Origin of the sequence: Nocardia brasiliensis ATCC 700358 (genome assembly GCF_000250675.2) — a bacterium.
GTDB classification, from domain to species: domain Bacteria; phylum Actinomycetota; class Actinomycetes; order Mycobacteriales; family Mycobacteriaceae; genus Nocardia; species Nocardia brasiliensis_B.
This window is the reverse complement of the sequence record NC_018681.1, coordinates 7,030,330-7,045,453: the sequence shown is the minus strand read 5'-3', so window position 1 is coordinate 7,045,453 and position 15,124 is coordinate 7,030,330. Positions and strand designations below refer to the sequence as shown.

Below are 15,124 nucleotides of genomic sequence, written 5' to 3'. Positions count from 1 at the left end.
CGAGCCGAGCGACTTCATCGTCGCGGAGCAACAGCGTGCGGCCGCAGCGATGCCGTTCGGCGATACCGCCGACCTCGCCGACGCCGACCGCGGGTTCATTGCCGCGCTGGAACCCGGGGTGGTGACCGCGCCCGACGGAACCGTGGTGTGGGACAACGACTCCTACGACTTCCTGCGTGCGTCCTGTCCTGCCTCGGTGAATCCCAGTCTCTGGCGGCAGTCCGGCTTGGCGATCAAACAGGGGTTGTTCGAGGTCACCGAGGGGATCTATCAGATTCGCGGCCTCGACCTGTCGAACATGACCCTGGTCGAGGGCCGGACCGGTGTTGTCGTGATCGATCCGCTGATCTCGCAGGAGACCGCGGCGGCCGGCCTCGCGCTGTATCGGGCGCACCGCGGGGACCGGCCGGTGACCGGTCTGATCTACACCCATTCGCACGTGGACCATTTCGGCGGTGCGCTGGGAGTGACCACGACCGAGGATGTGGCGGCAGGTCGTTGCCCCGTCCTCGCGCCGGCGGGCTTCATGGAACACGCGGTGGCCGAGAACATTTACGCGGGCACCGCCATGGCGCGTCGAGCCGGATACATGTACGGCGCGGTGTTGCCGCGTGGGCCGCTCGGCGCGGTGGGCGCCGGCCTCGGGCAGACCACCTCGGTCGGCACTGTCACCTTGATCCCGCCGACTGTCGATATCACGACGACCGGTCAGGAGGAGACGGTCGACGGCGTCCGCATCGTCTTCCAGATCACGCCCGGCACCGAAGCTCCCGCCGAGATGAACTTCTACTTCCCGGACCAGCGGGCACTGTGTATGGCCGAAAACGCCACGCACACTTTGCACAACCTCCTGACACTGCGCGGCGCGCTGGTGCGTGATCCGTACGTCTGGGCGAAATACCTGACCGAGGCGATCAATCTGTTCGCGCGCGAATCGGAGGTGGTGTTCGCGTCGCACCACTGGCCCACCTGGGGGACCGATCGGCTGGTGGAATTTCTTGCACTGCAACGTGATCTATACGGATACCTGAACGACCAGACCTTACGGCTGCTGAACCAGGGCTACGTCGGCGCCGAGATCGCCGAAATGCTCACCCTGCCACCGGCGGTCGACGGCGTCTGGCACACCCGGGGTTACTACGGGTCGGTCAACCACAATGTCAAAGCGATCTATCAGCGGTACATGGGGTGGTTCGACGGCAATCCGGCCCATCTCTGGGAACATCCGCCGGTCGAATCCGCAAGGCGGCACGTGGAATTCATGGGCGGTGCCGAGGAGGTGCTGCGCAAAGCACGTGAGTCCTACGAGGCGGGTGACTACCGATGGGTCGCCGAGGTGGTCAACTACGTGATCTTCGCCGACCCCGCCAACGATGCCGCCAAAGCGTTGCAGGCCAGCACTTTCGAACAGCTCGGCTACGGTGCGGAGAATGCCACCTGGCGCAACTTCTACCTGAGCGGTGCCTACGAGCTGCGCTACGGTTCGTTCGGCACGCCCACCAAGGCCAACTCGCCGACCATGCTCGCCGCGCTGACCGTGGAGCAGATCTTCGACGCGATGGCGTTGCGGGTCGACGGGCCGAAGGCGTGGAATCAGCGGGTCGTCACCGAATGGGAACTCAGCGACGAGAAGCGCACTCACCGCCTGGAACTACGCAACGGACGATTGACCCACTACGAGCGGCCGGACGGGGTGGCACTGCCGGAACCCGACGCGACCTTCACGTTGACGAAATCGACGCTCGTCCGGGTCCTTTTGCTCGGCGAGGATTTCGGGGTCGCGGCCGCCGCGGGCGATATCCAGATCGAAGGCGACGTCACCAAGCTGGCCGAGCTGGTCGGCGTGTTCGACGCACCCGACCCGGACTTCACGATCGTCACGCCGCGCGGGACGATCGGGTAATCCGCCGGTCGAAACCCGTTCGACGCCGGTAGCCCTTCTCCTTACGGTGGTGATCATGTCAATCGAACGACCCCCATTGCGGACGCGGCTGCGCGACGCACTGTCCGTCGCGATGAAGGCCCGCGATCGCCAAGCGATCTCCGCACTGCGATCCACCCTCGGCGCCATCGACAACGCGGAGGCCGTCGATGTCGGCGAGCACCGCGCCGGTTCGGTGGAAGGCTCCGCGGTCGGACTCGGTGTGGCGGAGGTGGCGCGTCGTGAGCTCACCGAATCCGACGTCGAGCAGATCGTGCGCGCGGAGATCGCCGAACGTCGCACTGTCGCAGCTCAGTACGAGACGCACGAACGCACTGAACAAGCGGCGGAGCTGCGTGCGCAAGCAGAAGCGCTGGAGGCGCAGCTCTAAGGGACGTACCGGTTGTCCGGAACTCGGCCGGGTTCGGCTCAGTTTGTGCCCGAGGCGAACCCGCCTCAGTCTGGACGACGGCACAGGTACTTCGAGATCCTGCCGAACGGGACATATCGCGGGCGTATCGAAAATCGCATATGCGCCCGCAACACCGCACTGCCTTCACTGGAGGCATGAATCAGAGTCAACCGGCCGGGTTCGACCGGTTCGGGTCGGCCGTTCGCGTGGGGGTCGGGGCGCGTTCCCTCGAATGCGAAGCGCGCCAGATCGAACCCTTCGAGCGGCGCTGTGCAGTCGGAGATCGTGAGCACCAGGTTCGGAGCGCCTACCTCTGCGGGGTACCGCGGTGACGGGTCAGCGGCTCGCCGAGGATACGCACACCGCCGAAACCGTTGCCACGCAGAATGATTGGCATCCGGCCACACAGATCGCGTTCCGGTTCTGCGTCGTTTATTTCGGCCTGTACAACCTGCTCCTGAATTTCGTTCCCTTCACGGTGATCGGACTATTCGGACCGTGGTTCCGCGGATACAGCGGGTGGTGGATCCCGTCCCACACGGATCCGATCACCGGTTGGGTGGGCCGGATGGTTTTCGGGGTCGATACCGCGCTGCACCAGGACTCCGGCGCGGGCGATCAGACGGCCGCCTGGGTGCTGATGTTCTGCGTCCTCGTCGTCGCCGTGGTCGCCGCCGCGGTGTGGACGGTCTTCGACTCTCGCGCCTCGCACCCCCGGCTGATGGCGTGGTTCACGCTGTTCCTCCGGATGTCCTTGGGCGCGACGATGCTGGGGTTCGGGTTCGCCAAACTGATCCCCACACAGATGCCCGGCCCCGGGTTGGCTCAGCTGTTGCAACCGTACGGCGATATGAGCCCGGCGTCGGTGCTGTGGTTGCAGGTCGGCAGCTCTTATCCGTACGAGATGACGCTCGGCGCAGTGGAAGTCGTGGCCGGGGCACTGGTCTTCGTGTCTCGGACCACGGTGCTCGGTACCGCGTTGAGTCTGGCGAGCTGCGCGCAGATTCTGCTGATGAACATGGCCTTCGACATACCGGAGAAGCTGCTCGCCTCGCACCTGTTGATGATCTGCCTGATCCTGCTCGCGCCGTATCTGCGCCGGCTGGTCGATGTCTTCGTGCGCCAACGTGCGTGCGAGCCGTTGACGCAACCCGCGCTGTTCGCCGACGACCGGAAGAACCGCGTCGCACTATGGCTCACCGTGTGTCTGGGTATCTGGATCGCGCTGATCAGCGGCACCGACCGCTGGCGGGTCTGGCAGGAACAGTACGGTCCCGCCAGCCCCAAATCCGAGCTGTACGGCATCTGGGACGTCCGCGAGTTCACGCTCGACAGTCGAACCCTCCCACCTTTGACCACCGACGAGACCCGTTGGCAACGGCTGGTTTTCGATGATCCGCAGCAGGCGACCTACCAGGAGATGGACGGCGACCTCATCCCCGTCGGCGCCACCTTCCTGCCCAACGGGACCGTGGAACTCGGCACCGTTGAAACCACCGGTACCACAACACCCTTGGCGACGTTGGCGCACGAACAACCCACCCCGAACCAACTGCTTCTCCGCGGTACCCTCCGCGATCGCCCAGTAGTGATCACCCTCGAACGCGTCGACCTGAACACCTTCACCCTCCGTAGCCGTGGGTTCCACTGGGTCCAGGACTACATCTACTTCCGATGAATGCGCCCCTGTGGGCGCACGCCCGCACTCCTGGCGAGTCGGGCGTGCGCTCTGCACGTGCGCTACACGCTGGTGGACAGGGTGCGGATGTATCGACCCGCGAAGAACCGCTGGATTCCGCGCACCACTGGGCCACCGAGGCGGGTGTACCAGGTGCCTGGGCGGGAGAACGCGGTGACCACGCCGTAGACGCTGTCGTCGGCCGGGTCGTATTCGACGGCGAACAGTTCCTCGCCGATCTCCGGGTGCCCGGGCAAAGTGCCGTAGGCGAAGCCGCGTTGATTCGGTGCGGCCAGCACATACACCACCTGGCATGGCGCGATGATGCTCAGCGGTCCGACGCCGAGTCGTACCGTGAGCCGGGTACCCGGCTCGGCTGTCGGCGTGGACGCGGCATGAAAGATGTGGGTTCCCTTCTGCATTCGATACCCGAGAATCTCCACCGCCGCATGCTCGAACAGCGCCCGCCCCTGCCCGATCCGCCGCCGTAACCGGAAATGGTGATACCCCTGCGGCGGTTCACCGCTGGTGGCACCGACTTCCGGATAGGTGAACGAGGGCTCGCCCGGCGCATACTCCATCTCCTGATCTTCACTCCCCACACTCAATCGCGGAACAATTCCGTCCCGTCTCCTCCGACACACCGCCCGCCTCGCGGACGAACCCAAACCCACAGCGTTCCCAGTGGTCCGGCCGCTGGCGGCGAGTGTCACCCGCGGAGCTGCCGGAAGAAATCGCGGATGTCGTCGACGAACAGGTCCGGAACTTCGATCGCGGGGAAGTGGCCGCCTGCTTCGTGCTCCCGGAAGAAAGCGACCTGGTCGCCGGGGTCGAGAACTTTGCGGACGAGCGGATCGGTGTAGAACACCGACGCCCCGTGCGGCACATCTGACTGCGCGCCCCAGCCCGCGTTCTCGGCGTGCGCCATCTCCCAGTAGAAGTCGGCTGCCGCCGGTCCAGTTCGGGTGAACCAGTAGAGGCTGGCGGTGATCAGCACATGCTCGCGGCTGATGGGCGTGGCCGGATTGGCCCACGCGGCGAGCTTCTCGGCGATCCAGGCCAGTTGCAGGATGGGGGAGTCGGCCAAGCCCGCCGCGAGGGCATTGGGCTGGGTGGACTGCAACACGCGATAGCCTTTGCCCTGCGACCAGCTTCGTTGCGCTGATTCGAGTTCGGTGCGTTGCTGCGGACTCAGGCCGTCCGGTACCGGGAAATCCTCGCCCGCCATACCGAGCTGCAGCCGATCGCCGTGGGTGAGTGCGCCGATCACACGATCAGGCAGCAGTGCGGCCAGCCGGCCGGTCACACCGGCGCCGAGATCGCCGCCTTCGGCACCGAAGCGTTCGTAACCGAGTCGGGTCATCAGCTCCCCGAACGCGAGCGCGGTCCGTTCGAGGTGCCAACCGCGCGCGGAGAGCGGGCTGGAGAAGACGAAGCCGGGCAGCGAGGGGATCACGAGGTGGAAGGCGTCGGCCGGGTCGCCGCCGTGTGCGCGCGGGTCGGTCAGCGGTCCGCTGGCCGCGAGGAACTCCACGAACGAGGTGGGGTAACTGTGATTGAGCAGGAGCGGGACCGCGTTCGGCTCCGGTGATCGCAGGTGCAGGAAATGGATTGTCTGGCCGTCGATTTCGGTGCGGAACTGGGCGTAGGTGTTCAACTGGGCCTCGTGGGCTCGCCAATCGAACTCCTCCGCCCAGTGAGCGGCCAGTTCGTGCAGGTAGCGCGGAGGGATGCCACGGTCCCACTGTGCGTCGGCACCGGGCACGGGGTACGGCGATCGGGTCCGGGCCAGGCGGTTACGCAGATCATCGAGCTCGACCTGCGGAATCTGGATCCGGAAGGGAATGATGTCAGCGTCCATGCTCAGCAACCTAGAGACCGACTAGGCCACAACCTGTCCTAGATCGCCGCGGCTGGACCGTGTCGCGCGCCACTCCGTCTGCGCTGGTCTTGGTAGTCCGGTCGCCATCCTTCGCTGCGGGGTCGTCACCGTCCGATACGGGTGGTGGGAGCTAGGAAGACGCGGGTTTCAGGCGTAGGGGAGTGAGGTGGAGTAGGCCTAGGGGGTCGAGGTATTCGCGTTTGCGTCTGCTGGATCCTTCGCTGCGCAGACCCCAGTGGAGGCAGGTTCCACAGCCTTCGTGTCCGGGTTCGAGCGTGCCGATCGGTGTGCCGCGGGTGACCCGGCGGCCGACCGGCACCTCGGCTCGCACCGGCTCGTAAGTGGTCCGCATGCCGCCGGGATGGTCGATCGAGACCACGGGTTTGTCGGCGACGGTTCCCGCGAACACCACGATCCCGTCACCCGCGGCCAGCACCACTTGGCCCGCCGTGCCCGCGAGGTCGACACCGCGATGTCCGGGCAGCCAGTCCTGGGCAGGTTTGTCGAAGTGCCGGACCACGGCGGGCCGCGGTTGCAGCGGCCAGCCGAACGGTCCCACGGGTTCGGCGACCGCGAGCGATTCGGTGCCGACGACAAGCGCCAGCACCATCCCTGCCACCGGCGTGAACCGAAGCGCACCAGCCCATTTCATCCCGCCGGTTGTCCCGCGCCCGCCGACGGCAACGACAGCGGTGCAGGGGACACGAGCCCACAGAACTCGGAATCACTCGGCGACATGAAAAAAGGTGCGGGACTGACATATTCGCAATACTCGGGATCGAGCGGAGTGTGCCCGAACGGATCCGTACCACCCGCCGCACAGTCGGCCGTGGGCGTGGGAATCAGCGTGATCGGCCCCAGCGCCGCACACCAGGCAGGTGCGACCGCCGGACCGGCGGGCGAGCTTCCGCCGAACCCCTCGCCCACCGCCCGCGGCGCGAGCCGCCGCAACGCACAAGCCGAACCCGAACACTCCCGGCCGACCTGCGGTCCCGGTGTATCGGACGTTCCCGCCCGGTCGCCGACCACGGCATCCGCACCTGGCGGCCCGGCAAAACCGACCGAGCCGGCGGGAGCATTCATGGCGTTCGTGCCCAACGGCCCCGCCGCGCCGGTCGGCGCGCTCACCACGCCCAGCACGAAGAAAAGGGGGATGACCAGTGTCGTCAGTGTGGAGATCGGATGTGGAGGCATACCGAAAAGCCTCATCGCCCGGACGCGATCCCGGTACCCCCACCACCCCGAATGTGCACAACTTTCCGACTTGTGGACATCGCTCGTTCCACCTCGTGTGCACCCGCGATTCACCCCGTTGACAGGCCGATTTAGCAGCTGGCGGCGGACCCGATAGACTGGTCGAGCGGTCTGTGCCTGCATGGACCGACTTCGCGCGCCACCCCGTGCTTGTTCGCAACGGCGCTGTTCGAACCAGTCACATCCTCGGGTTCGCGGCAGCTCCTGTGCGGAGCAGGGAGTCGTCGGCTGGTCCCCACCCTCGCGGTCGGGTCCGACGATTCGGAGGCGCCAGGGCAACGAATCACCGATTCGCTGCGTCAACCGGCAACGAAAGAGAGATACGAGAGCCATGGCTGTCGTAACAATGAAGCAGCTGCTCGACAGCGGCGCACACTTCGGGCACCAGACTCGGCGCTGGAACCCGAAGATGAAGCGGTTCATCTTCACCGACCGCAACGGCATCTACATCATCGACCTGCAGCAGACGCTGACCTACATCGACAAGGCCTACGAGTTCGTCAAGGAGACCGTCGCCCACGGTGGCACCGTCCTCTTCGTCGGTACCAAGAAGCAGGCCCAGGAGTCGATCGCGGCCGAGGCGACTCGCGTCGGGATGCCCTACGTCAACCAGCGTTGGCTGGGTGGCATGCTCACCAACTTCTCCACCGTGCACAAGCGTCTGCAGCGCCTCAAGGAGCTCGAGGCGATGGAGCAGACCGGTGGTTTCGAGGGTCGCACCAAGAAGGAAATCCTCATGCTCACGCGTGAGATGAACAAGCTGGAGCGCACCCTCGGCGGTATCCGCGACATGGCCAAGGTGCCTTCGGCCATCTGGGTCGTCGACACCAACAAGGAGCACATCGCCGTCGGCGAGGCGCGCAAGCTGAACATCCCGGTCATCGCGATCCTGGACACCAACTGCGACCCCGACCTGGTCGACTACCCGATCCCGGGCAACGACGACGCGATCCGTTCCGCCGCGCTGCTGACCAAGGTCGTCGCCTCCGCGGTGGCCGAGGGCGTGCAGGCGCGGGCCGGCCTGTCCTCCGGTGACGACAAGCCGGAAGCCGGCGCGGGCGAGCCGCTCGCCGAGTGGGAGCAGGAGCTCCTCGCGTCGGCCGCACCGGCCGCCGAGGCGCCTGCCGAAGCTCCGGCCGAGGCTGCTGCCGTGGAGACCCCGGCCGAGGCCTGAGTCTCGTAACTCGCTGTTCCAGCGGTGATCACCAACGCGTGCGATGGTGATCACCGCTGCCCAGTACTCGAAGAACTTTCTCCGAAGGAGGCTCGCCACCGATGGCGAACTACACCGCTGCCGATGTGAAGCGGCTCCGGGAGCTCACCGGCTCCGGAATGATGGATTGTAAGAACGCGCTGGCCGAGACCGACGGCGACTTCGACAAGGCCGTCGAGATCCTGCGCATCAAGGGCGCGAAGGACGTCGGCAAGCGTGCCGAGCGGACCACTGCCGAAGGCCTGGTCGCCGCCAAGGGCGGCGTGATGGTCGAGCTCAACTCCGAGACCGACTTCGTCGCCAAGAACGCGGAGTTCCAGGAGCTGGCCGACCAGATCGTGACCGCCGCCGCGACCGCCAAGCCCGCCGACCTGGACGCGCTGAAGGCCCTCGACCTCGGTGGCAAGACCGCCGACGAGGCCGTGCAGGCGCTCGCCGCGAAGATCGGCGAGAAGCTCGAGCTGCGTCGCGTGATCGCGCTCGACGGCCCGGTCGCCACCTACCTGCACAAGCGGGCCTCGGATCTGCCGCCGGCCGTCGGCGTGCTGATCGAGTACCAGGGCGAGGGTGACGCGGCCGCCGAGGCCGCCCGTGCCGCCGCCATGCAGGTCGCCGCGCTCAAGGCGAAGTACGTGACCCGCGACGAGGTTCCGGCCGATGTCGTGGAGAACGAGCGTCGCATCGCCGAGCAGACCGCGCGCGAGGAGGGCAAGCCCGAGGCCGCCCTCCCGAAGATCACCGAAGGCCGCGTCAACGGCTTCTTCAAGGACGTCGTGCTGCTGGAGCAGTCGTCGGTCACCGATTCGAAGAAGACCGTCAAGGCCCTGCTGGACGAGGCCGGTGTCACCGTGACCCGCTTCGCCCGCTTCGAGGTCGGCTCCAACTGATCGTGCCCCGCACGGTCAGCCCGACCTGGTCTGACAACCGCCGTATGGCTATATCGAGCAGACCCCTCGTCGACCGTTTCGCCGGTTGACGGGGGGTCTTCTCATGCCGCCGAACCCGCATGAGGCAGGATAGGAGCCGCTCCGTGTTGAGGAGCCTTTCCGAGCTGCCGAATTCTTTGACGCACTTGCCTGCCGAGAACAACGTTGACCGCCGAAGGAGAAGAACACCCATGACGGACCCGGGGAACGACCGCCCAGGATATCGCCGGGTACTTCTCAAATTGGGTGGCGAGATGTTCGGCGGCGGCAGGGTGGGGCTCGACCCGGACGTCGTGGAAGCGGTCGCCGAGCAGATCGCCGAGGTCGTCGCGACCGGCGTGCAGGTGGCCGTGGTGATCGGCGGCGGCAACTTCTTCCGCGGCGCCGAGCTCGAGGAGCGCGGCATGGAGCGGGCCCGTTCGGACTACATGGGCATGCTCGGTACCGTGATGAACAGCCTTGCGCTGCAAGACTTTCTGCAAAAGCAGGGGATCGAGACCCGGGTGCAGACCGCGATCACCATGGGTCAGGTCGCCGAGCCCTACCTCCCGTTGCGCGCCAAGCGGCATCTGGAGAAGGGGCGCGTGGTGATCTTCGGTGCGGGCATGGGCATGCCGTACTTCTCCACCGATACGACCGCCGCGCAACGTGCGCTGGAGATCGGCGCCGAGGTGGTGCTGATGGCGAAGGCGGTCGACGGGGTGTTCACCGCCGACCCGAAGGTGGACGAGAACGCCACGATGTTCTCCGAGATCACCCACAAAGAGGTCATCGAACAAGGTCTCAAGGTGGCCGACGCGACGGCCTTCAGTCTCTGTATGGACAACCAGATGCCGATGCTGGTGTTCAATTTGTTGACCAAGGGCAATATCGCCCGGGCGGTCGCCGGTGAGAAGATCGGCACATTGGTTCGGTCCTGACCCCGCGACCCGCGCGGACGATGACGATGACGACGCTGTGGAGCCGGTGTCTAAGGAAGGACATGGTCGTGATTGAAGAAGCGCTCTTCGACGCCGAGGAGAAGATGGAAAAGGCTGTCTCGGTGGCGAAGGACGATCTCGGATCCATTCGCACCGGGCGGGCCAATCCGGGCATGTTCTCCCGGATCGTGGTCGACTACTACGGTTCGCCGACGCCCATCACCCAGATATCCAGCATCACCGTGCCTGAGCCGCGCATGGTCGTGATCAAGCCCTATGAGCAAGCTCAGCTCGGCGCGATCGAAACCGCCATCCGCAACTCGGATCTCGGCGTGAACCCCACGAACAACGGTGACATCATTCGGATTTCGGTGCCGCAGCTGACCGAGGAGCGCCGCCGCGAACTGGCCAAGCAGGCCAAGGGCAAGGGTGAGGACGCGAAGGTGTCGATCCGCAATGTCCGCCGCAAAGCCATGGACGAACTGTCGCGCATCCAGAAGGATGGCGAGGCGGGGGAGGACGAGGTCGGGCGCGCCGAGAAAGACCTCGACAAGACCACCGCCAAGTATGTCGGCCAGATCGACGAACTGGTCAAGCACAAGGAAGCGGAACTGCTCGAGGTCTGACGCCACGGCGTGCGCACCGGGGCAGTCGCCGCGGGTTCGAACGCAGCCGAAGGCCCGCTCGGGCGGAGGACGAACGGAACGACGAGTTGAGCGACGGGACAATCGTGGCCGAGAACGCCGCCGCGACCGGTGCGGCAGAGGAGCCGATGCCGGTGGACGGTACAGCTGAAGCGAGGCAGGAGCACGTGCGCGATGCGGAAGCATCTGGTCACGAGGCTCTAGCCGGCGCGACGGTCGGCTCGGGGGTCTCGGGGGCCGAATGGTCCGCGACCGGGGGTGAAGCCGCCGTGGTCGCTGCCGATGAGCACGATCCCGAGGCGCACGGCCCGCAGGCCGTGGTCGCCGGCGCGCCGGCGTCCGGTTCGCGGGCCGGCCGGAACCTGCCCGCGGCGCTGGCGGTCGGGTTCGGGCTCGGCCTCTCGCTCATCGCGATCCTGTTGTTCGTGCCGAAGGTGTTCATCGGTGTCGTCGGCGTCGCGGTCGGCGTCGCCACCTGGGAGGTCGCCAAACGGCTGCGCGAGGCCGACGTGCTGGTCCCGCGCATCCCGCTCATCGTGGGCGGGCAGGCGGTGTTCTGGCTGGGCTGGCCGTACGGGGCCAGCGGTGTCGCCGGTGCGTTCGCGGCGACCACGCTGACCTGCATGGTGTGGCGCCTGTTCGATCACGGCTTGCAGACCGCGCCACGAAACTTCCTGCGCGACACCGCCATCACGATCTTCACGCTGGCCTGGATCCCCCTGCTCGCCTCCTTCGCCACTCTGCTGCTGCTCGAAGACGACGGCAACCTGCGGGTGCTGACCTTCATGATCCTGGTCGTCTGCTCCGACGTCGGCGGCTACGTCGCGGGCGTTCTGTTCGGCAGGCATCCGATGGTGCCGTCGATCAGCCCGAAGAAGTCCTGGGAAGGTTTCGGCGGGTCGCTCGTCTTCAGCGTCATCGGCGGCCTGCTCACCGTCACGCTGCTGCTCGACGCCAACTCGATGATCGGCGTCGTGCTCGGCGTCGGCCTCGTGCTCGTCGCCACCTGCGGTGACCTGATCGAATCCCAGATCAAACGCGAACTCGGCATCAAGGACATGGGCACCCTGCTGCCCGGGCACGGCGGCATCATGGACCGCCTCGACTCGATGCTCCCCTCCGCTTTCGTCTCCTGGTTGGTCCTGAGCACCCTGCTCTGAACGAGCTTCGGAAGCTCTGACCTGCATATATAAATTTTCTTCCGCGCACCCGCAAAAATTTATATACTCGGCTCATGTCGGCGAAACGTTTGGCGCACGCGGAGGTCGCGGTGCTGGCCTACCTCCTCGGCAACCCCACGCCGCAACGCCAAGTCCACATCGCCGCGGCCACCGGAGTCACCCAGGCGCGTATCTCGCAGATTCTGACCGCGGCAGACGCGAACGGCTGGACCGAACGGTCCGCTGACGGCTGGCAGGTCCGGCGACCTCGCGAATTGTTCGATCGTTTGGTTGCGGCCCGTGCGCCGCGGCAGGAAGCCGTCGAAGCCTGGTACAGCCTCGACAGCGCGCAACGGCAGATCGAGCTGGTGCTGGAACAAGCTTCGGCGCAGCGGGTCTCGGTCCGGGTCTGCGGTGATTGGGCAGCCGACCTCGTCGCGCCGTGGCGGATCCCCGACATCGTGCTGATTCATGCCGACAGCCGCCTCGAACTGGAAAGTGCCGGGTTCGTCCGGGTCGAGACCGATCCGTCCGATGCGACCCTGGTGGTCAGTGTCGGTGCGATTTCGCCGGGCTGGCATCTGGATTCGCGGCTCGCGGCCGCAATGGGCGGCCCGCGGGATCTGGCATGGCCGCTCGCGCCGGTCATCGAGGTAGCCAGGCACATCCTGACCGTCGGCGGTCCCGACGCCGTCGATGCGGTCGCCGAATTGGAACAGCGATTTCTCAGCGCGCGCGCCGACCTCGAGGTCGAGTCGTGTACGAGCTGACTGTCGTCAGCGGATCTCGCGCGGAAGACGGTGCGTACCTGGCGCTGGCCGATGCCGCCGCGGTGGCGTTGGGATCCTGGGCGGTGATCGGCGGGCACATGGTCAATCTGCACGTCCTGCGCACAGGCGTGTCGGTGCCGTTGCGGGCGACCAGGGACGCCGACCTCGCGGTCGAATTGGTCAGCATTCGCGGCGGTGTGCTCCTGGACCGCCTGCGTCGGCTGGGTTACGACAATCCTCGTTCCGGCAACAGATTCGAGCGATCGGTCGGCGGGACGTTCGCGACCATCGACCTGCTTGCTCCCTCGTTCACCTATCGGCACATACCCGATCTCGACGCGGGTCCCATTGCGGTGGACGGGATCCCGGCGGTCCACGTCGCTTTGGCGCGGGAGCCGATCTGGATCGCGCTCACTGCCGCCCTGACCGACGGCAGTCGCCTCTCGGCGCGGATCGCGATCCCCGACGTGCCGACCGCGCTCTGTATCAAGGTGTTCGGCTATCTGCAGCGCCGAGTACCGCGCGATGCCGAGGACATCGGCCGGCTGCTGGAGTGCGGGTACGCCGACGGCGGTGGGTGGCCCGAAGGGGCCACGTTCACCGAGGCGCTCGGTCTGTTGCAGGAGCACTTCGATCGGCCTGGGCAGGCCTTGCGGAAGTGGACCGGGAACCCTGCTCGAATACGGGCGCTGGTGCGGGCGCTGGCCCGGTGACCTACTTCTTGGCGGCGCGGCGCAATTGGAGGATGCGGACACCGCCGACGAGGGCCATGACGAGTGCGCCGCCGATCACCGACAGCAGAACCGCGACACCGAGCGGCAGCGAGAAGTGCCAGAAGAACAGGCCCACGTTCACCTGATCGAGGTTCTGCAGGATGAAAACCAGCAGGACGATCAGGATCAATGCGCCCGCGATCAAGGCCACCCAGGTGTTGCCCGTGCGGGAAGACAGCGACTGGCGATGCTTGGTCGGAACCGTGGTCGTCGGCCCGGTTGTCGCAGGTGGGGCGACCGGGTCGGGGGTGGGGGCGGTGCGCTCGTCCGTCAGATCGGGATCGGGCTCCGGCAGGTGGTCAGGATTGGTCGACATGGGTCGATCATTACCCACTGCTATTACAACCACACGTATTTCCCGGCAACGAACTGGGCATGTCGTCCGGCTCGAGCAGGCGAGTGTGCGGCCCATTCGCCCAGATGGGAGAATGGGAGAACTATGACCGTCTCCCTGCCCCTCGTTTTCGATGCCCCGCGCCGTGGCATGCCGCCGCGGCACCTCGCCGACCTCGACGCCGAGGGCAGGCGGGCGGCCGTCGAGGAGCTGGGACTGCCGAAGTTCCGCGCCGACCAGATCGCCCGCCAGTACTACGGCAGGCTGCAAGCCGACCCGGAACAGATGACCGACCTGCCCGCACAGGTGCGCGAGAAAATCGGCGAGGCACTGTTCCCGCCGCTGATGTCGGTCGTCAAACACGTCGCCTGCGATGCGGGTGAAACCCGAAAGACGTTGTGGCGCGCGGGCGATGGCACACTGCTCGAAAGCGTGCTCATGCGCTACCCCGACCGGGCGACGCTGTGCATCTCCAGCCAAGCCGGCTGCGGCATGGCGTGCCCGTTCTGCGCGACCGGCCAGGGCGGCCTGAACCGCAACCTGTCCACCGCCGAAATCGTCGACCAGGTCCGCGCCGCGGCGGCCGCCATGCGCGACGGCGAAGTCACCGGCGGCCCCGGCCGACTCTCCAACATCGTCTTCATGGGCATGGGTGAGCCGCTGGCCAACTACAAGCGCGTCGTCGCCGCGGTCCGCCGGATCACCTCGCCCGCGCCGGACGGTTTCGGCATCTCCCAACGCAACGTCGTCGTCTCCACCGTCGGCCTGGCTCCTGCCATCCGCAAACTCGCCGACGAAGATCTCTCCGTCACCCTCGCCGTTTCTTTGCACACCCCCGACGACGAACTCCGTGACACCCTCGTCCCGGTCAACAACCGTTGGCCGGTCGCGGAGGTTCTCGATGCCGCTCGCTACTACGCCGACAAGTCGGGTCGTCGCGTCTCGATCGAATACGCGTTGATCCGCGATATCAACGACCAGCCCTGGCGCGCCGACATGTTGGGCTCCAAGTTGCACAAGGCGCTCGGCTCCCGCGTGCACGTGAATGTCATCCCGCTCAACCCCACCCCGGGAAGCAAATGGGATGCTTCGCCGAAACCTGTTGAAGCGGAGTTCGTTCGGCGCGTGAACGCCCAGGGTGTGCCTTGCACGGTGCGTGATACGCGTGGGCAGGAGATCGCTGCCGCTTGTGGGCAGCTGGCGGCTGAAGGTTAGTCGAACTGGTCGTGGTGACCAC

The 15,124-nt window shown here is 66.3% G+C and carries 16 protein-coding genes; 11 read left to right on the top strand and 5 right to left on the bottom strand.

The genetic code is table 11. From position 1 onward, the window contains the following. Positions 1-49: 49 nt before the first annotated feature. The 3 genes from O3I_RS31230 (at position 50) to O3I_RS31215 (ending at position 4,011) form a co-directional block, all read left to right on the top strand. Positions 50-1,903, top strand: a complete 1,854-nt coding sequence (locus O3I_RS31230) for an alkyl/aryl-sulfatase (RefSeq protein WP_424769591.1) — start codon at positions 50-52, stop codon at positions 1,901-1,903. Between the two features lie 55 nt (positions 1,904-1,958). After that, a complete protein-coding gene (locus tag O3I_RS31225) occupies positions 1,959-2,312 on the top strand; it encodes a GatB/YqeY domain-containing protein (RefSeq protein ID WP_051067045.1) in 354 nt (117 codons plus the stop codon). A gap of 430 nt (positions 2,313-2,742) precedes the next feature. Further along, a complete protein-coding gene (locus tag O3I_RS31215) occupies positions 2,743-4,011 on the top strand; it encodes a DoxX family protein (RefSeq protein ID WP_141691647.1) in 1,269 nt (422 codons plus the stop codon). A gap of 62 nt (positions 4,012-4,073) precedes the next feature. Here O3I_RS31215 and O3I_RS31210 read toward each other — a convergent pair whose 3' ends face one another. The 4 genes from O3I_RS31210 to O3I_RS31195 form a co-directional block, all read right to left on the bottom strand. Next, positions 4,074-4,592 carry a DUF1990 family protein gene (locus tag O3I_RS31210; RefSeq protein WP_014987015.1) on the bottom strand — a complete coding sequence of 173 codons (519 nt, stop codon included), beginning with the start codon at positions 4,590-4,592 and terminating at the stop codon, positions 4,074-4,076. 128 nt (positions 4,593-4,720) lie between these two features. Further along, positions 4,721-5,872 (bottom strand): epoxide hydrolase family protein, encoded by a 1,152-nt coding sequence (locus tag O3I_RS31205; protein WP_014987014.1) that lies wholly within the window; start codon positions 5,870-5,872, stop codon positions 4,721-4,723. A 151-nt stretch (positions 5,873-6,023) separates the two neighbouring features. Further along, positions 6,024-6,503 carry a M23 family metallopeptidase gene (locus O3I_RS31200; RefSeq protein WP_014987013.1) on the bottom strand — a complete coding sequence of 160 codons (480 nt, stop codon included), beginning with the start codon at positions 6,501-6,503 and terminating at the stop codon, positions 6,024-6,026. Positions 6,504-6,541: 38 nt separating this feature from the next. Beyond that, complete coding sequence (locus tag O3I_RS31195; protein ID WP_014987012.1) at positions 6,542-7,087, bottom strand: hypothetical protein; 546 nt, start codon at positions 7,085-7,087, stop codon at positions 6,542-6,544. Between the two features lie 391 nt (positions 7,088-7,478). On the opposite strand from O3I_RS31195, the gene rpsB reads away from it, so the two are divergent. The 7 genes from rpsB (at position 7,479) to O3I_RS31160 (ending at position 13,493) form a co-directional block, all read left to right on the top strand. Continuing rightward, positions 7,479-8,321, top strand: a complete 843-nt coding sequence (rpsB, locus tag O3I_RS31190) for a 30S ribosomal protein S2 (RefSeq protein WP_029893085.1) — start codon at positions 7,479-7,481, stop codon at positions 8,319-8,321. 101 nt (positions 8,322-8,422) lie between these two features. Beyond that, the gene (tsf, locus tag O3I_RS31185) at positions 8,423-9,247 is read left to right on the top strand and encodes a translation elongation factor Ts (protein ID WP_014987010.1); all 825 of its coding nucleotides are present in this window, start codon (positions 8,423-8,425) and stop codon (positions 9,245-9,247) included. A gap of 230 nt (positions 9,248-9,477) precedes the next feature. Next, positions 9,478-10,206 (top strand): UMP kinase, encoded by a 729-nt coding sequence (pyrH, locus tag O3I_RS31180; protein ID WP_014987009.1) that lies wholly within the window; start codon positions 9,478-9,480, stop codon positions 10,204-10,206. 68 nt (positions 10,207-10,274) lie between these two features. After that, positions 10,275-10,832, top strand: coding sequence for a ribosome recycling factor (frr, locus tag O3I_RS31175; protein ID WP_014987008.1), 558 nt, complete (start codon positions 10,275-10,277; stop codon positions 10,830-10,832). A gap of 86 nt (positions 10,833-10,918) precedes the next feature. After that, positions 10,919-12,010, top strand: a complete 1,092-nt coding sequence (locus tag O3I_RS31170) for a phosphatidate cytidylyltransferase (RefSeq protein WP_014987007.1) — start codon at positions 10,919-10,921, stop codon at positions 12,008-12,010. A gap of 74 nt (positions 12,011-12,084) precedes the next feature. Further along, on the top strand, positions 12,085-12,780 hold the full coding sequence (locus O3I_RS31165; protein WP_014987006.1) for a MarR family transcriptional regulator: 696 nt from the start codon (positions 12,085-12,087) through the stop codon (positions 12,778-12,780). Beyond that, on the top strand, positions 12,768-13,493 hold the full coding sequence (locus O3I_RS31160) for a hypothetical protein (RefSeq protein WP_014987005.1): 726 nt from the start codon (positions 12,768-12,770) through the stop codon (positions 13,491-13,493). Before O3I_RS31165 ends, O3I_RS31160 begins: the two co-directional genes overlap by 13 nt. Before the next feature lies 1 nt (position 13,494). On the opposite strand, the gene O3I_RS31155 is transcribed toward O3I_RS31160, so the two are convergent. Then, positions 13,495-13,869 carry a LapA family protein gene (locus O3I_RS31155; RefSeq protein ID WP_014987004.1) on the bottom strand — a complete coding sequence of 125 codons (375 nt, stop codon included), beginning with the start codon at positions 13,867-13,869 and terminating at the stop codon, positions 13,495-13,497. 123 nt (positions 13,870-13,992) lie between these two features. Here O3I_RS31155 and rlmN point away from each other — a divergent pair, with 123 nt between their 5' ends. Next, complete coding sequence (gene rlmN / locus O3I_RS31150; protein ID WP_014987003.1) at positions 13,993-15,102, top strand: 23S rRNA (adenine(2503)-C(2))-methyltransferase RlmN; 1,110 nt, start codon at positions 13,993-13,995, stop codon at positions 15,100-15,102. Positions 15,103-15,124: the final 22 nt, after the last annotated feature.